The sequence below is a fragment of the Sphingomonadaceae bacterium OTU29LAMAA1 genome, from assembly GCA_024072375.1.
Lineage (GTDB): Bacteria > Pseudomonadota > Alphaproteobacteria > Sphingomonadales > Sphingomonadaceae > Sphingomonas.
Genome location: CP099617.1, coordinates 1,770,725 through 1,790,538 on the forward strand (window position 1 = coordinate 1,770,725; position 19,814 = coordinate 1,790,538).

Consider the following 19,814-nt stretch of genomic DNA (forward strand, 5'->3'; position numbering starts at 1 on the left):
AAAGGAAGGGAGGCGTTCGCGCCTCACACCTGTCGCAACGCCCGCGCCGGGCGGATGCTCAGGATCGGCCATGCGCCGACCAGACCGATCGTCAGCGTGATCCCCAGCCCTGCCAGCAGCGTCACCCCCACCGCCACCGCATCCGGTGCCCAGGCGAAGTCGAACATTCGCGCCACGACATACCATGCGCCGCCGAGGCCCAGCGCCAGCGCGACCAGCGTCACCACCGCGCCCAGCAGCAGATATTCCAGCGCCTGCATCGCGAGCAACTGCAACCGCGTCGCCCCCAGCGTGCGAAGGATCACCGCGTCGTAGGTCCTTGCCTCCCGCGCCGCCGCGATGGCGCCGACCAGCACCGCGATACCCGCTGCGACCGCGACGCCCGCCGCGGCGGCGATGGCGGCGGCGACCTGTCCGACGAGGTCGCGAACCTGCGCCAGCACACCGCGCACCTCGATCACCGACACCGATGGGAAGGGTGCCAGTAGTGCGCGCGTCACCCGTCCCTCTGCCCCGGTCGGCAGGTCGATCGTCGCGGCAAGGTTGTGCGGTGCATCGGCCAGCGTATTCGGTGAAAAGACCAGCACGAAGTTGAAGCCCAGCGTATCCCATTCGATCTTGCGAAACGATGCGACCCGCGCGGTGCGCTCGACCCCCAGCAGGCTGACGGTCAGCGGATCGCCGATCCGCAGCGTCAGCGCCTGCGCCAGCCGCTCGTCGACCGATACCAGCGGCGGGCCGGTGTAATCGCGTGGCCACCAGCGGCCCGCGGTGAGTGTACTCCCGTCGGGCAGGGTGGCGGCGTAGGTCAGGCCACGCTCGCCGCGCAACGCCCATGCCCCTTCGGGCAGCGTCTTGAGGTCGGCCACGCGGACGTCCTTGTACGCGGTGATCGTGCCGCGCAGGATCGGCACCGTCTTCACCGTTGCGGCAGGAGCGGCGGCGGAGACGATGCGGCGGAACTCCGCCTCGCGCGGACGCGGCACGTCGAGCGCGAACAGCGCCGGGGCACGGGCGGGAACGGTAGTGGCGATGTTCGCGTCGATGCTGGTGCGGATCGCGGCGAGCAGCACGAACAATGTCAGGCCGAGGCCGAGCGCCACGACCAGCGCCTCGGTGCGCGCGCCGGGCCGATGCAGCGCGGCGATGGCGAGGCGGAGCAGCGGCCGTCGCGATGCGGGCAATCGCCGTGCGGCGCTGCGCACCAGCCGTCCCAGGCCGGCGAGCAGCAGCAACGCCCCCGCCACCGCGGCGAGGAAGATCGCCGCCATCCCCGGTTGCGCCGACGTGGCGACGGCGAGCGCCACCGCGGTGCCCCCTGCTACCAGTGCGACAATACGCCCGCGCCACGAACTCGCCCGCATCGGCGCCAGCGCACCGCGCAGCAGGCCGGCGGCCGGCGTCGCCCCTGCGGCGGCGAGCGGGGGCGCGGCGAAGGCGGCGGCGATCAGCAGGCCATAGGCGGCGGCGCGGACGAGGGGCCATGCCTCCAGCGTGAGTTCGGGAACGACCGGCAATGCGCCCGCCAGTGCCTTGCCCAGCAGCGGCACCGAGAGGATACCGATGGCCAGCCCGCCGGCGACGCCTGCCGATGCCGCCGCACCGATCTCGATCGCATAGACGCGGGCGACGTCGGCGGTGGTGGCGCCGAGAACCTTGAGTGTGGCGATTCCACCGCGCCGGGCAGCGAGGAACGACGCGACGCCGTTGCCGACACCGATGCCGGCGATGGCGAGCGCGGCGAGGCCGACCAGCGTCAGGAACTCCCCCATCCGGTCGACGAAGCGCGACGCACCGGGCGAGGCGCGATTGCGCGTCTTCGCTTCCCAGCCGCCGGCCGGATAGGCGTCGCGGAACCGTTCGGATACCGCCGCAGGGTCCCGTCCCGCGGGCAGGCGAAGGCGGTAGCGGGTATCGTACAGGCTGCCGGGCTGGATCAATCGCGTGACGGGAAGCGTCTGCATCGCCACGATCGCGACCGGGCCGAGCGTGAATCCCTCCCCCAGCCGGTCCGGCTCGTCGGCGATGACGCCGGCGACGGTCAGCGTCGCCGCGCCCACCTTGAACGACGCGCCACGCTTCAGGCCAAGCCGCTCGGCCAGCGCCGGGACGATCCAGGCCTGTCCCGGCAACGGTCCGGCGACCCTGCGACCGTCCGTCAGCGTGATACGGCCATACAGCGGATAGGCGCCGTCGACGGCCTTCAGCTGGATCGGCGCCGCCACGCCGCCGGCAACGGCGTTCGCCTGCATCCGGATCGTCTCCGACACCGCACCCGCGCGCTGCATCGCCGCCAGTTCCGCACGCACCGCACGACGTTGCGACACCGCGAATTCGACGTCGCCACCCAGGATCACCGCACCGCGCGAGGCGAGTTCGCGGCCGACGGCATCGGCAAGCCCTCCGATCGCCGCCAATGCGCCGACGCCAAGCAGCAGGCACACGACCAGCAGCCGCAGCCCGCGAAACCGCCAGTCCAGCTCGCGCCGCGCCAGCGTCCAGGCGAAACCCCAGCGGCTCACACGATCCGCCCGTCGGCCAGCGTCACGACCCGGTCGCACCGCCCGGCAAGGCTGCGATCGTGCGTGATCACGACGAGCGTCGCACCGATCGCGGCGCGGCGGGCGAACAGCAGGTCCATGATCGCGGCACCCGTCGCCGTATCGAGATTGCCGGTCGGTTCGTCGGCGAACACCAGCGGCGGGCGTGGACCCAGCGCGCGGGCGATGGCGACGCGCTGCTGCTCGCCGCCCGACAATTGCGAGGGATAATGGTCGAGGCGGTGGCCAAGGCCGACGGCGGCCAGTTCCTCGGCCGCGCGGTCCCACGCATCGTCGGCACCGGCCAGCTCCATCGGCACCGCGACATTCTCGCGCGCGGTCATGGTGGGTAGCAGGTGAAAGGCTTGCAGGACGATGCCGATCCGTCCGCGGCGGGCACGGGCCAGCGCGTCTTCGTCGAGTACGCCGAAATCGAGCCCGTCGACGCGGACGCTGCCGCCGCTCGCCCGCTCCAGCCCGGCCAGCACCGCCATCAGCGACGACTTGCCCGACCCCGATGCACCGAGCAGCGCAACGCTTTCTCCGGGGGCGACGGACAGGTCGATACCGCGCAGGATCGTGGTTTCGCCCAGCGTCAGCGTGACATCGCGGGCAGCGATCACCATAGCGGATTGGGTCATGACGGAAGGAACAGCCTTGCAAGGGATGAAGCGCTATGCGGCAGGCGCCGCGATCGTCCAAGCCCTGTTGCCGGGTCTGTTGCTGGCGGGCTGCGATCGCACCGCGCCCTCCCCCGCCCCGACCGCGACACCGACCGAAGCCGCAGTGACGCGCCCGGCCGGACCGGAGCGACTGGTGCTGGCGTTCGGCGACAGCCTGTACGCCGGATACGGGCTGGACCGTGGGCAAAGCCTTCCCGACGCGATCCAGACGCGGCTGCGGCGCGACGGCATCAATGCGACGATCGTCAACGCCGGCGTATCGGGCGACACCAGTGCGGCCGGACGGCAGCGGCTGGGGTTCGTGCTCGACAATCTGCCGCGCAAGCCCGACCTTGTGCTGCTCGGCCTCGGCGGCAACGACGTCCTGCGGCAGATCCCGGCGGCGGAGACGCGGGCGAACATGACCGCGATGCTGGACGAACTGCGCAAGCGGGGCGTGCCGGTGATGCTCACCGGTATGAAGGCGCCACCCAATCTGGGTGCGGACTATGTCGCGGCGTTCGACGGCATCTGGCCCGATCTGGCGAAACGGGATCGGGCCGGACTGTACCCGTTCATCCTCGACGGCGTTATCGGCAATCCCGGGCTGATGCAGGCCGACCGGGTGCATCCGAACGCCGCGGGCGTGAACCGCATCGCCGACCGCGTGACGCCGCTGGTTGCGGAACGGCTGACGGCGGCGGAGTGACGGCGGCGGGGTGACGGAACGTCGCGGTTCGCGCTTCGCTTAACCCCCCGAACCCTCGAAAGGATTATCCATGGCCGAAAGCCGCAAAGCCACCCTGTACCGCATGGTGCTGCCCGATCACACCTGCCCCTTCGGCGTACGCGCCAAGCAGATCCTGCAGGCGGAGGGGTTCGAGGTCGACGACCGGATCCTGCGTTCGCGCGAGGAGGTCGAGGCGTTCAAGGCGGAACACGGCGTGGCGACGACGCCGCTGGTGTTCATCGACGGCGAACAGATCGGCGGCAGCGACGATCTGGAGCGCTATCTGGCGAGCGAAGACATCTGAGCCTTACGTCCCCGGCAGCGACCGGGGACGTGGGAAGGGGGACGCGCCGGCTTCCTAATCCCGCCCATTGTCCTTTGCACGCTTGCGCCCCGGCGCATCGGGCGCGACGATCGGTATCCGGTCCAGCGCCTCCGGCACCAGCGCGAGCGTCTGGATCGCCGCCAGTCCCCATTGCGACGCCGCGTTGGTCGATACGCCGGGCCATTCCAGCACCCCGGCGACCTCCCGCCGCGGATCGGCCGGCCACGTCCCCAGCCCCGCATCGCCCGACAGGAATTCCCCCGCCGCGCGCATCGCGAGCGCGGAATCCTTGTCCTCGAACGCGGCATAGGCGGTCAGCCGCGAATGCCCCTCGCGCAGGTTGCGCGGCCCGAACGGCGCACCGAACTTGGCGAGATAGTCGGCCTGTGGCGCATTGTACCAGCGACAATAGTCCAGCCACGCCGCGCGATATCGCGGCACGTCGAGCAACCGGATCAATTCGCTGTTGACCTCCACCGCGCCGAACACCGCATTCAGGTGCGACAGCCCGATCTTGCGGTTCTGGTCGATAAATCGCCCGGACGCCATGTCGAAAGGCGCGCTGCCGGTCAGCCAGCCGTGCGGCAGGCGGCCGATCGTGTCGAGCCCGGCGAGGATGCGGTCGCGCCAGCGGGTGTCGCCGGTCCGCTCCCACTCCGTCAGCCACGCCGCCGCCAGCGGGGACCACGTCGTGCCGAACGTCATCTCGATCGTCCCGGCGGGCAGGACGGGACGCTTCGCTCCGGGCACCTTGCGGCCGATCTCCACCCGCGTCAGCGCCTGATCCGAGGTGACGAGGTCGCGCAGCAGATCGCCGACGCGCTCGTCCGCGGTCAGATAGTAGAATATCCGGCGATAGCTGGCGTTGCTGACGCGCGGCTGTTTGGAGCTGTCACTCCAATGCTGGACCCCGTGCCGCGTGCCGAGCCCGCGGAAGCGGCCCGTGTGATAGACGTCGACCTCTCCCGTGTGCCGCGTCATCGCCTCGGCGAGGCGGAATGCCTGCGCGTCGCCGGTCCGCAACACCTGCGTCCACAGCCACAGGTCGGGAGACAATTCGCTGTTCGCCCAGGCGAAGCCGCCGATGTCGTAGCGCCACTGGTGCCGGTCGGCGTCATAGGTGTGCATGACGTCGCCGTGGTTCCAGAACCCGTACCACGACCGCCGGTCGACCTCGCCCGCATAGAAGTCGATCAGGTCGACCAGCTGGTCCTCGATCGCCGTGCGGTTCGGCGTCGTACGATCGGGCAGGTTCCAGTCGCCGAACACCCGTGCGGCGTGCAGATGCGCCGGCGCCGCCATCAGCTGCGGCGGCTGCGCCTGCATCGTCGCCAGCGCCGCGAGCGTCCCGGTCGGCGGCGTCGCGGGGAAGGCCCACACCATCAGCTCGCTGGTGCGCGCCACACCCGAAGCATCGTCCCAACCCGGCTCGTAATCCTCGTAGGTGACCGACAGCCCTTCGTTCTGCGCGTCATAGCCGCCCATGCCCATGACGCCGTGATACGGCCGCAGGTCCATCGCCGGAGCGTCCGGCGACCACAGCCAGGCGGTCAGCCGGGCGGTATCGGCGGCCGCGCCGTCGATGTGCAGCGCGGTCGGGTGGCGCTGCCAGAAATAGCGCACGCCGATGGCCGCGCCCCCGCTCGGCCCGCCGACATAGGCGAGGCCGGGCGCGCGGCTGCCCTCCGTGCTATCGACCCAGCCCTGCCCGGGCCCGGTGCGCTTGGTGATGGCAAAGCCGTTGGCGTTGGGCTGTTCGAGGCGAAAGTCGCCCCAGGCGGGGATACGTTCCAGCGTATCGCGCACAGCAGGCGCCATCTCGCCGAGCGGCGGAACGGCACGGCCGGCGATCTGCGCGTCGCGGAACGCCTTGCCGGGATCGCGACGCAGGCCGGTAAGCGGACGGACGCCCTCGGCGAACGTCTGGCGATCGGTGGCGATGCGGACGTGGCGGTCGTGCAGCGCGCCGGTCATCGGCACCGCCGCCTGAACACCGAGCGCCGACAGGAAATCCTTCGACACGTCGCCGTCGAAGATCACGCTGTGGACGATGCGCAATCCGGCCGAGCCCGCATAGGCGTAGAGCCGCACCGTGAACGGCATCCAGCGCCGTGTGCCGGCGGCATGATGCCCCTCGATCTTCACCACCGCGCGTACCGGCCCGCGCTGTTCGATCGTGACGCGGTCGATGCTGCCGCCGAAGGGGACGGGATCGCCATGCAACGGGTCGCTGCGCACCGCACCGACCAGCGACACCGGGCCGAGGACCGGCCTGCCGCCCTGGCTGGCGGAACGGATCAGCGCATCGCCCGATTTCGCGATGTCCCAGCGCAGATCCCCAGTCTGGATAACGATCGCGTCGGCCGTTTCGGACACGCGCACCGGTTGCTTCGGCGCGGTTTCCCGCCCGCGAGTGACCGTGAGGTCGGCCGCGGAGACGTCGGCGGGAATCGCATGCGCGGTCCATTTGACCGACCCGTCCGGCCATGTCGCGCTGATCCAGCTTTGCGCCGGCACCGCAACGCCGGCCGCCTGTACCGCAAGGCGGGTGTTGCGCTTCAGCACGCCGCGTGGCCACGCCACCCCGAACGTTTGTCCCGCATGCATCGCCGGTGCGGCGCCATCGATCCAGCGGACCGGGGCCGGGGCGAACGCTGAAACGGCGGCGGCGTCGGCTCCGGCCGGCAACCACATCGCGGCCCCGCCGAACAGCCCGGCCCTGATCGTGTCGCGTCGGTTGAGGTGCATGCGTCTCTCCATCAGCGCTGCGTCACCGACACGCGGCGGATACGCAGGTGGCTCCAGGTGGTGCGCAGCCCCCAGTGGCCACGCGAATAGGGTCGGTCGTCAGCCAGCGTGAACAGCCGCTTTCCGTCGCGCTCGACCGCCACGATACGTCCGTCGGCGATCAGCCGGATGCGCGTCCACACATTGGGCCGCAGCATGGCGGCCGGGATGCCGAGGTCGTGTTCGGGCAACAGCGGCCGGTTGCCCGGCTGGCCGATGTAGCGTCGGAAGCGCGTGGTCGTGTTCCGGTTACCGCCGATGCCGACATAATAGGTGCGAAGGTCGTCATATGCGGCAAAGGCGCCGCTGCGGGGATGCGCCAGAACCGATCCGCCATCCGCATCGGTCGCCATCCAGAACGCGTTGAGGTCGCTGACTGCGTCGTTCGGCCCGCCGGCGGACACCGCCATCGCCTCGAAACCGATCGTCACCGGCACGGTGATCGCCTGCCGCCACCACAGCGTCAGCCCCTTGGGCGTGTCGATATCGATGATGCCGCCGCGGACGTTGACGCGCGCATCCGGGGATTCCGCCTCGACACGCCAGTCGGACAGGCGCGGAGAGGCGGACACCGCAGCCGGTGTCGCCGCCATGATCGCCATGATCGCCAGGATCGCCAGGATCGCCAGTCGTCTGAGCAAGGCTCCATCTCCTTCGCAGCGCTCTGTCGGCGCAATACGATGCTTAGAACTCCCGATCGGGCATGCCAAGTCTATCCCGAATAATCGTTTTATGTTCCACATATTGACAGTTGCGCATCGTCGTGGCCGGACGCATGATGCGGGACAAAGACGTATGATGTGGAGAGTGGCATGAGGATGCGGTGGCTCGGCGCGGCGGCGATGATCGTGCTTACGGGAGCAGCGGACCCCGTCCCGCGGCGAATATTCATCGCCAGCGATTCGACGGCGCAGGACTACAAGCCGGAAAAATACCCGCAGTCCGGCTGGGGCACGATGTTGCGTTGCGCTGCGCCCGGCGTGACGATCGAGAATCGCGCGATCGGCGGCCGCAGCACCAACAGCTTCATCCGCGAGGGCCGGCTCGACAAGATCGCCGCCGATCTGCGCAAGGGCGATACGCTGCTGATCCAGTTCGGCCACAACGATGCCAGCGTCGACAAGCCGGAACGCTACACGACCATCGACCAATATAAGGCGAACCTCCGCCGTATGCTCGACGTCGCGAAGACGGCGGGCGCCAGGGCGGTGATCCTGACGCCGGTCGCGCGCCGCGATTTCCGGTCGGGTGTCGAACAGCCCAGCTTCCCGACCTATGCCGATGCCGCACGCGAAGTGGCGAAGGCCACGCACACGCCGCTGCTCGACCTCGGCAAGGCATCGCAGGCGATGGTGCAGGCGGCGGGGCCGGACGCGTCCAGGGCCTATTATTTGCATTACGACGGGGCGGCGGGTGCGCCCGGCTATCCGAACGGCGTGTCCGACGACACGCATTTCAGCGAACTGGGCGCGCGCAAGATCGCCGATCTGGTCGCCGTCGGCCTCAAGGCGACACGCCTGCCGGTCGCCAGGCGGATCACGCCGCACGTCCCCGCGCTGACGCGCACGACCCCGGCGGGCGGCCCGTCATGCGGGTAATGCTGGCCGGCGCCTTGCTGCTTCTCGCGTCACCGGCCGAAGCCGCAGCCCGGTCGAACGACGTCGCACCCTCCAGCACGAAGGCGGCGGTCCGCAGCTTCACCTTTGGCGACGCAGCGAAGAACCGCGGCGGCGCAGCGAGGAACGACCGCATCGCCGTGCCGGCAGGCCGCCCCTACGCGGATGGCTACGGCTACGAACCCGGCTCTGCCGCGCTGTTCTCCGTCGCAGCGGCACCCGGCAATTATCGCGTCACCGTGACGCTCGGCCGCCGCGGTGCGGCCTCCACCTCGACGATCAAGGCGGAATCCCGCCGGCTGATGCTCGACGCCGTTTCCGTTCCGGCCGGCCGCAGCATGACGCGAAGCTTCATCGTCAACGTCCGCGACGCGGCACTGACGCCGCCCCCCGCGAATGCCCCCGGCGGCACCAGGGTTCTGCTGAAGCCGCGCGAGCGCAACTCGCTCAACTGGGACGACCGGCTGACGCTGGAAATTCTCGGCGATCGGCCATCCGCGATCCGGATCGAACCGGTCGCCGTTCCCACGATCTTTCTGCTCGGCGATTCCACGGTCACCGACCAGCCGGCCGAACCCGCGGCCAGCTGGGGCCAGATGCTCCCCATCTTCCTCAAACCCGATATCGCGGTGGCCAACCATGCGGAATCGGGCGAGACGCTGAAATCGTTCATGGCCGAGCTGCGCTTCGCCAAGGTGCTGGAATCGGTGAAGCCCGGCGATATCGCGCTGATCCAGTTCGGCCACAACGACCAGAAGGTGCAATGGCCGCAGACCTATGCGGCGGCAGAGACGACGTATCGCGACTATCTGCGCGCATGGATCGCCGAATTCCGGCGGCGCGGCGTCACTCCGATCCTCGTCACCTCGCCCGAGCGGCGGGCGTGGACCGGCGACCGGATCAAGCCGACGCTGGGCGACTATGCGGCAGCGGTAAAGGCGGTCGGCGCGACGGAACGCGTACCGGTCATCGATCTCAACGCCGCAAGCATCGCCTTTTACGAAGCGCTGGGTCCGGCGCGGGCGCCGCTGGCGTTCAACGACGGCGGCAAGGATGCCACGCACCACGACAATTATGGCGCGTGGGTCCTCGCCCGCATCATCGCACAGGGACTGGCGGGGCAGCCCGCGGCGACGCACCTGCGCGACGATATCGGCCGGTTCGATCCCACGCATCCGCCCGATCCCGCGACCTTCCGGGTCGCCGCCAGCGTGACGCGCGATGCCACTCGACCCGACGGGAATTGAGATGACCGACCGACGCACCCTGATCGCCGGCGGCCTCGCCGCGCTGCTGCCGCTCCGCGTGTCGGCGCAGGCGACGGCCGACCGCTTCCCGCTCTGGCCGAAGGCGGCACCGGGCGGCGAAGGTCGCGCCATCGCCGACCAATGGGTCAAGCGCTCGCCCACCGGCGGCGCGGACGATATCGCCTGGCCGCACGTCGCGACGCCGATGCTTACCGTGGTACGTCCCACGAAACCGAACGGCGCGGCGGTATTGATCTGCCCCGGCGGCGGCTATGCCCGGGTCGCGGTGGGCCGCACCGGCGGCGGCATCGCGCGCGACTTCGCGAACCGGGGATTCACGGCGTTCGAGATGCTCTATCGCCTGCCGCACGATGGCTGGGCTGCTGGGCCGGACGTCGCGTTGCAAGACGCGCAGCGGGCGATGCGGGTGATCCGTGCCGGTGCGCAGCGGTTCGGAATCGATCCCGCGAAGGTTGCGGTCACCGGCTTTTCCGCTGGCGGCCATGTCGCGGCACGATTGGCCGCACGCGCGAGCGTGCGGGTCTACGATCCCGTCGACGCGGCGGATACGCTGTCGGCGCGGCCTGACGTGGCCGGGCTGTTCTTCCCGGTCATCACGATGCTCGACGACGGCGTCCATGCCCAGTCGCGTCGCGAACTGCTCGGCACGCACGCCGCCGGGGCCGACTGGCAGCGACGCTATTCCGCGCAGATCGACCTGCCCGCGGACATGCCGCCGACCTTCGTCGCGGCGAACGCCGACGATCCGGTGGTGCCGGCGCGCAATGCCGTGCTGATGTACGAAGCGTTGAAGGCGGCGAAGACGCCCGCCGAATTGATGATCTTCGAACGCGGCGGCCACGGTCCGCCCGCACCCTATCGCAACGGCAAGGCAGTGCCGTGGATGGACCTGTTCGTCGATTGGGCAGGCGATCACGGCTGGGCGTGACCGCGGCACCGACGTTGCACCTGCCTCGCGACCGCTTACCTGCGACACGATGCCGTTGCCCCGCGCCTTTTTCGACCGGGCGGTCGACCACGTCGCGCGCGACCTGATCGGCGCGACGCTGCTGGTCGATGGCGTCGGCGGGATCGTCGTCGAAACCGAAGCCTATGACGCCGACGACCCCGCCTCGCACAGCGCACGCGGTCCGACGCCGCGCAACGCCGCGATGTTCGGCCCGGCAGGCCATGCCTACGTCTATCGCAGCTACGGCATCCACTGGTGTTTCAACATCGTCTGCCGTCCGGGCAGCGCCGTCCTGATCCGGGCGATCGAACCGACCCACGGCCTCGATACGATGATTGCCCGCCGCCGTCTCGGCGACCCGCGCCTGCTGTGCGCCGGGCCGGGCAGGCTGTGTCAGGCGCTCGGCATCGACAAGACGCTGGATCATGCCCCGCTCGACGGCCCGCCCTTCACCCTCGAACCCGCACCCGCCCCGTCGTCGATCCACATCGGCCCTCGCATCGGCATTACCCTCGCCACCGATACGCCATGGCGCTTCTGCCGCACCGGATCGCGATTTCTCAGCAAACCACCACGCTCCTGAAACCGATACGGGACCTTCCATGCTGCACCTGCGTTCTCGGCCAGCAAAACCATCACGGGGGTTCCAGACTTGCACGCATTGCCCGACCGGCTCGATCCGGGCTCGCCCTACCCTCTCGGCGCCACATTCGACGGGCTCGGCGTTAACTTCGCGGTCTTTTCGGCCAACGCCGACGCCATCGAACTGTGCCTGTTCGATCCCTCCGGCAGGCGCGAACTGCAACGTATCCGCCTGCCCGAATGCACCGACGAGGTTTGGCATGGCTATCTGCCCGATGCCGCCCCAGGCCTGCTCTACGGCTATCGCGCGCATGGCCGCTACGAGCCGGAGAACGGCCACCGCTTCAATTCCAACAAGCTGCTGCTCGACCCCTATGCTCGCAAGCTGCACGGCCAGATCAAATGGACCGATGCGCTGCACGGCTACAAGGTCGGCCATGCCAAGGAAGACCTGAGCTTCGACAAGCGCGACAGCGCGCCGGCGATGCCCAAGGCGGTGGTGGTCGACGATCATTGGGACTGGTCGCGTGATACGAAACCGAACACCAAGTGGTCGGAAACGGTCATCTACGAGGCGCACGTCAAGGGGCTGACGAAGCTGATGGAGCTGGTGCCGCCGCGCGAACGCGGCACCTATGCGGCGTTGGGACATCCCGCGGTCATCAAGCATTTGAAGCATATCGGCGTCACCGCCCTCGAACTGCTGCCGATCCAGACGTTCACACAGGACCGTTTCCTCCAGGAAAAGGGCCTGAAGAACTATTGGGGCTATAACACGCTCGGCTTCTTCGCGCCCGAACAGGCGTATATGTCGACCGAGAGCCAGGACGAGCTACGCCGCGCCGTCCATCGACTGCACAAGGCGGGGATCGAGGTGATCCTCGACGTCGTCTACAACCACACCTGCGAAGGGTCGGAGAAGGGGCCGACGCTGTCATGGCGCGGACTCGACAATGCGAGCTACTACCGGCTGGTCAAGGATCAGCCGCGCTATTCGATCAACGACACCGGCACCGGCAACACGCTGAACCTTAGCAAGGCGCGCGTCATCCAGATGGTGACGGACTCGCTGCGGTACTGGGCAACGAGCTTCGGCATCGACGGATTCCGCTTCGATCTCGGCCTGACGCTGGGGCGTGAGGATCATGGCTTCGATCCCGGCGCGGCGTTTTTCGACGTGGTGCGGCAAGACCCGGTGCTCGGCCGGTTGAAGTTGATGGCGGAGCCGTGGGACGTCGGCCCCGGCGGTTACCAGCTCGGCAACTTCCCCCCCGGTTTCGCCGAGTGGAACGACAAGTATCGCGATACCGTCCGCCAGTTCTGGCGCGGCGAGCCCGGCCAGCGCGGCGACCTCGCCGCACGGCTGTCGGGATCGGGCGACCTGTTCGACCGTCGTTCGCGCCGGCCGTGGGCGAGCATCAACCTGATCTCCGCGCACGATGGCTTCACCCTCGCCGACACGGTGATGTACGAGGAGCGCCACAACGAGGCGAATGGCGAGGACAATCGCGACGGCCACGACAACAACCATTCGCGCAACTGGGGGGTCGAGGGGCCGACCGACGATCCCGCGATCAACGATGCGCGCGGGCGCGTGCAGCGGTCGATGCTGACGACGCTGCTCGCCTCGCTCGGCACGCCGATGCTGGTCGCGGGCGACGAATTCGGCCGCACGCAGCAGGGCAACAACAACGCCTATTGTCAGGACAACGAGATCAGCTGGCTCGACTGGAACGCCGCCGCGACGCCGGAAGGGCAGACCCAGATCGATTTCGTCGCCCGCCTCGCCGATCTGCGCCGCCGTTACCCCGTGCTCCGCGCCGCGACCTTCCTGTACGGTCAGGATTCGCCCGGCCACGGCATCGACGACATCGAATGGTGGGACGAGCGCGGCCAGCAACTATCGGCGGAGGACTGGCAGAACCCCGAAGGCCGCGCACTCATGATGCGCCGCGCAAGCTGCAACGACGTCGGCGAGATCGAGGCGGTGTCGCTGCTGGTCAACGGGTCGGAAGACCCGGTGACGTTCCATCTGCCCCCGCCGCACAGCCAGCGCACCGTATTGATCGACAGTGCCAGACCCGATCAGGGCGAACTCGCGATCGAGGACAGCTACGAAGTGTCGCCGCAGGGTGCGGTATTGCTGACCTGGACCGGCAGTTTCGAGGAGCCGTCGGCGTGAGCCGGCGCTGGGGCGCGGAGCTCCGCGACGACGGCACCACCCGCTTCGCGCTCTGGGCGCCCGATCGCGACGCGGTGATGCTGGAGATCGATGGGGCCACGACGCTGGCGATGAGCGCGGACGGCGACGGCTGGTTCACGGCCACCGTCGCTGCCCCGGCCGGCACGCGATATCGGTTTCGCTGCGGCGACCTGATCGTACCCGATCCGGCGTCCCGGGCGCAGTCGGGCGGCGTCCACGGCTGGAGCCTCGTGATCGATCCCGCCTACCCCTGGTCCGTCGCCGACTGGCGCGGCCGTCCGTGGGAAGAGACGGTGCTGATCGAGCTGCACGCCGGCGTGCTCGGCGGCTTCCGCGGGGTGATGGACCAGATACCGACGCTTGCCGCGCTGGGTTTCACCGCCATCGAACTGATGCCGGTCGGCGCGTTCGGGGGCACGCGCAACTGGGGCTATGATGGGGTCCTGCCCTATGCGCCCGCCGAGGCGTATGGCGCGCCCGCCGACCTCAAGGCGCTGGTCGACGAGGCGCATGCGCTCGGCGTGTCGGTGTTCCTCGACGTCGTCTACAATCACTTCGGGCCGGACGGGAATTACCTCAACGCCTATGCGGCGGACTTCTTCGACGCCGGGGTGGATACGCCATGGGGCGGCGCGGTCGCGGTCGCACGCGCGCCGGTGCACCGCTTCTTCGTCGACAACGCCTTGATGTGGCTCGGAGAATATCGCATCGACGGCCTCCGCTTCGACGCGGTGCACGCGATCGCCGATCCCGCCTTCCTCGACGCGATGGCGACGGAGGTGCGCGCAGCCTTCCCCGATCGCCACATTCACCTCGTCCTAGAAAACGAGGAAAACGACGCGGATCGCCTCGATCATGGCGGTTACGACGCACAGTGGAACGACGATTTCCACAACGTCATGCACGTGCTGCTGACCGGCGAGACCAGCGCCTATTACGGCGACTTCGCCGACAGACCCGCCGAACGCCTCGCCCGCTGCCTGTCCGAAGGCTTCATCTATCAGGGCGAGGGGTCGCCCAACCACGACGGCAAACCCCGGGGCAAGGCCAGCGCGCATCTGCCGCCGACGCACTTCGTGTCCTTCCTCCAGAACCACGATCAGGTCGGCAACCGCGCTTTGGGAGAACGGCTGACCGTCCTCACCGACACCGCACGCCTGCGCGCCGCCACCGCGCTGCTGCTGCTCGGCCCGCAGATCCCGCTGTTCTTCATGGGCGACGAACAGGGCAGCGAGAGCCCCTTCCTGTTCTTCACCGATTTCCACGACGAACTGGCGGACGCGGTGCGCGAAGGCCGGCGCAAGGAATTCGCCAAGTTCGACGCATTCGCCGACCCCGCCGCGCGCGAACGCATCCCCGATCCCAACGCACTGGCCACCTTCGACCGCTCGCGTCCGCAGCCGGGACCCGATGCGACCGGCTGGCGCGACCTGATCCGCGACCTCATCGCGTTGCGCCAGTCCGCGATCGTTCCGCACCTTTCCGGCGCGAAGGCATTGGGCGCGGAGGCCACCGGCGACGCCGCCGTCACCGCCCGCTGGCAGCTGGGCGACGGCAGCATCCTGACGATTGCCATCGACCTCGCCTACGATCCCGATCCGTTGCCACAGGGCGACGGCGAACTCCTCCACGCCGAAGGCGAACGCTTCGCCGCGTGGATCGCGCGATGATGTTCGCGCGGAGGCGCGGAGGGCGCAGAGAGGGTGCGGGCGGGGCCGGCGGCAGCCTTTCAAGAAGGTTGATCCACGCGGAGACGCGGAGACGCGGAGAGAAGAAGAGGAATGCCGGGGCCACGTTTCTCCTCCGCGTCTCCGCGTCTCCGCGTGAATCAAACGTCTTCGCTGCGCGGCTGAAGATCGCACCGCCGGCCCAGCAGACCAAACTCCTCTGCGCCTCTGCGCGAACCCAAGTATCCGAGGCGCAGACCCGATGACGAACCTCGCCGAAGACGCCGCAGCAGCCGGTCTCCAGATCGAATGGGAGGACGCCGACGGCCAGCAGCATAGGGTCGCCGACGGCACGATCCGCGCGATCCTCGACACGCTCGACACCCGTACGGACGGCATCCCCTTCGTCACTGCCGACGTCGGCAAGCCTGTCCCCATCGCCGCCAGACCCGGTCTCGCCACGCTGATCCTCGACGACGGCACCCGCACGACCGTCACCGTAGCGGCCGACGGCACGATCCCGCCGATCGCCGCTCCCGGCTACCACCGCCTGGAAACCGACGACGGCGCGATCACCGTTGCCGTCGCGCCGGACCGATGCGTCCCCCCGCCCCACGGCCATAGCTGGGGCCCGGCCGTGCAAATCCCGGCGCTGCGCGGCCGTGTCCCGACGCCTTATGGCGATCTCGGCACGCTCGTGGACGCTGCCCGGGCCTTTGCGAAGGCCGGCGCGGATGCGATCGCGATCAGCCCGACGCATGCCTTGTTCCCGACCGACGCCGGCCGGTTCAGTCCCTATGCGCCGTCGAGCCGCCTGTTCCACCACGCGCTGCTCGCCGATCCGACGCTGGCGGGCGTGTCGCCTGCGGCCGATGACGGCGGCGCGCTGATCGATTGGCGAAGCGCCCTTCCCGACCGCCTCACGCAGCTTCGCCGCGCCTTCGACACGGCGCCTGCCGATTTGCTCGCCCGCTTCGAAGCCGACCGCGCCTTGCGACAGGATTGGAACGAGCACGCACACTACGACGCGCTCCACGCGCATTTCGGCACCCGCGGCTGGCAGGACTGGCCGACCGAATATCACGACCCCGCCAGCGTCGCGGTCGAACGCTTCGCCGGAACCCACGCACAGGACGTGAGCTTCTACGCCTTCCTGCAATGGCTGGCCGAATGCAGCCTCGCCAACGCGCAGTCCGCCGCACGCGATGCCGGCATGCGGATCGGCCTGATCGCCGACCTCGCCGTCGGCATGGACGCGGGCGGCAGCCACGCTTGGAGCCGGCGCGGCGACCTGCTCACCGGCCTCTCGATCGGCGCGCCGCCCGATCCGCTCGGGCCGCAGGGGCAGAACTGGGGCATCACCGCGCTGTCGCCCTTCGCGCTGCGCCGCACCGGCTTCGACGCGTTCATTCGCACCGTCCGCGCCGCGCTGTGCCACGCCGGCGGCCTGCGCATCGATCATGCGCTCGGCCTCAAGCGGCTGTGGGTGATGCCCGATGGTGGCAGGGCGAGCGACGGCGCCTATCTGGCGATGCCGTTCGACGACCTGCTCCGTATCCTCGCGCTGGAATCGCACCGCGCCGATGCGATTGTCATCGGCGAAGACCTCGGCACCGTGCCACCCGGCTTCCGCGACACGATGGCGGCGAGAGGCATGCTCGGCATGCGCGTGCTGCCGTTCGAGCGCGACGCCAAGTGCTTCACGCCCTCGACCGATTGGGACGAACAGGCGGTGGCGATGACCGGCACGCACGACACCGCGACGCTGGCGGGCTGGTGGACCGGTCGCGACATCACCTGGAACCACAAATTGAAGCGCAGCGACGGAGACGAACCTTCCGACCGCCTGCGCCGTGTCGGCGAGAAGAAGGCGCTGTGGACCGCCTGCACGACCGCCGGCGTCGCCTCCGGGCCGGTGCCGCACGACGCAGCACCCGCAGTCGACGCGGCGATCGCCTTCACCACGCAGGCGCCCTGCCCGCTGACGATCGTGCCGCTGGAAGACCTGATCGGGATCGAGGAACAGCCCAACCTGCCCGGCACCACCGACGAACATCCCAACTGGCGTCGCCGCATGCCCGATACGACCGACGCGCTGCTCGCCCGTCGCGACGTCGCCCGCCGCACCGCGCTCCTCTCAGCAAAGACACCCCGATGACGCTTCCCCGCGCGACCTATCGCATCCAGTTCCACAAGGGCTTCACCTTTGCCGATGCGGAGGCGCTGGTCCCCTATCTCGATCGGCTCGGCATCAGCCACCTCTACGCCTCCCCCATCACGGTCGCCGCGGCGGGATCGACCCACGGTTACGACGTGATCGATCCGACGCGGATCAATCCCGAACTGGGCGGCGAAGACGCCTTCCGCAGCCTGGTCGCCGCGCTGCACGCGCGCGACATGGGCGTCGTCATCGACATCGTCCCCAACCACATGGGCGTGGCGGGCGGCGGCAATGCATGGTGGAACGACGTGCTGGCGAAGGGGCAGGACAGCGAATACGCGCGGTTCTTCGATATCGACTGGTCGCGCCGCCTCGTCCTGCCGGTGCTCGGCGATACGTTGGCCACGACGGTGGCGAACGGTGACATCGCCGTCGAGGGCGACCGGATCGTCGCTTATGGCGAACATCGCTTCCCGATCCGCGCAGGCTCCGACACGAGCGACCTCGCCGCACTGCTCGACCAGCAGCATTACCGTCTGGCCAGCTGGCGTGTCGCCAACGACGAACTCAACTGGCGCCGATTCTTCACGGTCAACGACCTCGCTGGCATCCGCATCGAGGACCCGGCGGTGTTCGACGCGACGCACGCGCTCTACTTCCGCCTGTACGACGAGGGACTGATCGAGGGCGTCCGCATCGACCATGTCGACGGCCTCACCGACCCGATCGGCTATTGCCGCAAGCTTCGCGACCGCCTCGGCCCCGACGCGTGGATCGTCATCGAGAAGATCCTCGGCGCGGGCGAAGGTCAGCCGGTCGGCTGGGGTATCGACGGCACCAGCGGCTACGACTTCATGGAACAGGTGGCGCTGCTGATCCACGATCCGCTTGGCGCGCTTCCGCTCGAGGAGCTGTGGCAGGATGTCAGCGGCCGTTATCAGGAGTTCGAAGCGGAGGAATTCGAGGCGCGGCAGGATCTGTTGTCGTGGCAATTCTCCGGCCAGCTCGACGCCTGCGTCGCCGCCTTCGCCGCACTCGACACCGACGAGGCCGTCACCACCGCCATGCTCCGCCGTGCGATCGAGCGGCTGTTGTGGGTATTCCCGGTCTATCGCACCTATGGCACCGGCGACGACGCCCCCGCCAGCGACGCGCGCATCCGCGGCATCGTCAGGGAACGCCTGTCATGGCTGATCCCGCCCGGCGAGGCGCATGTGGTCGACCGCATCCTCGCGTGGCTCGCCGGTGACGGGCCGGGTGACGCGGCAGAGGCCGTCCGCCGCTTCCAGCAGCTATCCGCACCGATCGCGGCGAAGTCGGTCGAGGACACGGCCTTCTACCGTTCCGGCCGCCTGCTCTCCCGCAACGATGTCGGCTTCGACGCCAACATTCTCGGTATCGGCCTGGACGAATTCCACACGCTGATGGTCGACCGCGCCCGCGACGTACCGCGTGCGATGCTGACCACCGCCACGCACGACCACAAACGGGGCGAGGACGTCCGCGCCCGGCTTGCGGTGCTCAGCACGATACCCGACGTCTGGCGCACCCGCGTCGAGGGGTGGGAGGCGATGTCCTTCGCGTGGAATCACGACGTCGATGGCGGCGACCGCTATATGCTGCTCCAGACCATCGTCGGCGCGTGGCCGGCTGAGGGGGCGTCGGGAGACTTCGCCGATCGTCTCAAGGCATGGCAGCAGAAGGCGTTGCGCGAGGGCAAATTGCGCTCGTCATGGGAAGCCCCCGACGAAGCCTACGAAGCCGCCGCCGCCGCGCTCGTCGACAGCTATCTGTCCGACGATCGCTTCGTTGCGGAGGTGACCGCCTTCGTCGCCGACATCGCGGCCGCCGCGGACGCGAACACGCTCGTCCAGACCCTGCTCCGCTACACCGTGCCCGGTGTGCCGGACCTGTATCAGGGCACCGAGCTGGCGGACCTCAGCCTCGTCGATCCCGACAACCGCCGCCCGGTCGATTACGCCGCCCGTGCCGCGTTGCTGGGGCGCGACGATGCTCCGGCCAAATTCCGCCTGATCGCCGATCTGCTGGCGTTGCGGCGCGCGCATCCCGGGCTGTTCGCCGCTGGCGATTACCGACCGGTGGCGGTCGAGGGCAGCGACCGCATCCTCGCCTTCACCCGCACCGCCGGTGGAAAGACGCTGAAGGTCGCGGCACTCGTTCGCGGCACCGCGATACCCGATGCGACCATCGCCTTCGACGACAAGCCCGTGTCTGCCCGCGACGCGTTCGGCGAGCGCGTCATCTGGTACGCCGTCACCTGATCGTCCGCGGCTCCCCAAAACAAAAGGGCCCCGAAAACCCGC

14 protein-coding genes are annotated in these 19,814 nt (G+C 69.1%); 10 read left to right on the forward strand and 4 right to left on the reverse strand.

Annotated elements, in window-relative coordinates; all coding sequences use genetic code 11:
• Positions 1 to 23 precede the first annotated feature (23 nt).
• Both NF699_08645 and NF699_08650 read right to left on the reverse strand, forming a co-directional pair.
• Positions 24 to 2,522 carry an ABC transporter permease gene (locus NF699_08645; protein ID USU06709.1) on the reverse strand — a complete coding sequence of 833 codons (2,499 nt, stop codon included), beginning with the start codon at positions 2,520 to 2,522 and terminating at the stop codon, positions 24 to 26.
• Positions 2,519 to 3,181 carry an ATP-binding cassette domain-containing protein gene (locus NF699_08650; GenBank protein ID USU06710.1) on the reverse strand — a complete coding sequence of 221 codons (663 nt, stop codon included), beginning with the start codon at positions 3,179 to 3,181 and terminating at the stop codon, positions 2,519 to 2,521. The genes NF699_08645 and NF699_08650 overlap by 4 nt, the downstream gene beginning before the upstream one ends.
• On the opposite strand from NF699_08650, the gene NF699_08655 reads away from it, so the two are divergent.
• Both NF699_08655 and NF699_08660 read left to right on the forward strand, forming a co-directional pair.
• Positions 3,180 to 3,911 (forward strand): arylesterase, encoded by a 732-nt coding sequence (locus NF699_08655; protein USU06711.1) that lies wholly within the window; start codon positions 3,180 to 3,182, stop codon positions 3,909 to 3,911. The two genes, NF699_08650 and NF699_08655, sit on opposite strands and share 2 nt — an antisense overlap.
• Positions 3,912 to 3,981: 70 nt before the next feature.
• Positions 3,982 to 4,236 (forward strand): glutathione S-transferase N-terminal domain-containing protein, encoded by a 255-nt coding sequence (locus NF699_08660; GenBank protein ID USU06712.1) that lies wholly within the window; start codon positions 3,982 to 3,984, stop codon positions 4,234 to 4,236.
• A gap of 54 nt (positions 4,237 to 4,290) precedes the next feature.
• Here NF699_08660 and NF699_08665 read toward each other — a convergent pair whose 3' ends face one another.
• Positions 4,291 to 7,017 (reverse strand): Tat pathway signal sequence domain protein, encoded by a 2,727-nt coding sequence (locus NF699_08665; protein USU06713.1) that lies wholly within the window; start codon positions 7,015 to 7,017, stop codon positions 4,291 to 4,293.
• The gene (locus tag NF699_08670) at positions 7,017 to 7,685 is read right to left on the reverse strand and encodes a DUF6250 domain-containing protein (protein USU06714.1); all 669 of its coding nucleotides are present in this window, start codon (positions 7,683 to 7,685) and stop codon (positions 7,017 to 7,019) included. Before NF699_08670 ends, NF699_08665 begins: the two co-directional genes overlap by 1 nt.
• Positions 7,686 to 7,856: 171 nt before the next feature.
• Between NF699_08670 and NF699_08675 the strand changes: the two genes are divergently transcribed.
• From NF699_08675 to treY, 8 genes are all read left to right on the forward strand, one after another.
• A complete protein-coding gene (locus NF699_08675) occupies positions 7,857 to 8,642 on the forward strand; it encodes a rhamnogalacturonan acetylesterase (protein USU06715.1) in 786 nt (261 codons plus the stop codon).
• A complete protein-coding gene (locus NF699_08680; GenBank protein ID USU06716.1) occupies positions 8,633 to 9,907 on the forward strand; it encodes a rhamnogalacturonan acetylesterase in 1,275 nt (424 codons plus the stop codon). The genes NF699_08675 and NF699_08680 overlap by 10 nt, the downstream gene beginning before the upstream one ends.
• Position 9,908: 1 nt before the next feature.
• A complete protein-coding gene (locus tag NF699_08685; GenBank protein ID USU06717.1) occupies positions 9,909 to 10,856 on the forward strand; it encodes an alpha/beta hydrolase in 948 nt (315 codons plus the stop codon).
• Between the two features lie 49 nt (positions 10,857 to 10,905).
• Positions 10,906 to 11,460 (forward strand): DNA-3-methyladenine glycosylase, encoded by a 555-nt coding sequence (locus NF699_08690; protein ID USU06718.1) that lies wholly within the window; start codon positions 10,906 to 10,908, stop codon positions 11,458 to 11,460.
• A gap of 69 nt (positions 11,461 to 11,529) precedes the next feature.
• Positions 11,530 to 13,641, forward strand: coding sequence for a glycogen debranching protein GlgX (gene glgX / locus NF699_08695; protein USU06719.1), 2,112 nt, complete (start codon positions 11,530 to 11,532; stop codon positions 13,639 to 13,641).
• Positions 13,638 to 15,332 carry a malto-oligosyltrehalose trehalohydrolase gene (gene treZ / locus NF699_08700; protein USU06720.1) on the forward strand — a complete coding sequence of 565 codons (1,695 nt, stop codon included), beginning with the start codon at positions 13,638 to 13,640 and terminating at the stop codon, positions 15,330 to 15,332. Before glgX ends, treZ begins: the two co-directional genes overlap by 4 nt.
• 259 nt (positions 15,333 to 15,591) lie before the next feature.
• Positions 15,592 to 17,487, forward strand: coding sequence for a 4-alpha-glucanotransferase (malQ, locus tag NF699_08705; GenBank protein USU06721.1), 1,896 nt, complete (start codon positions 15,592 to 15,594; stop codon positions 17,485 to 17,487).
• The gene (gene treY, locus NF699_08710) at positions 17,484 to 19,772 is read left to right on the forward strand and encodes a malto-oligosyltrehalose synthase (protein USU06722.1); all 2,289 of its coding nucleotides are present in this window, start codon (positions 17,484 to 17,486) and stop codon (positions 19,770 to 19,772) included. The genes malQ and treY overlap by 4 nt, the downstream gene beginning before the upstream one ends.
• Positions 19,773 to 19,814 lie beyond the last annotated feature (42 nt).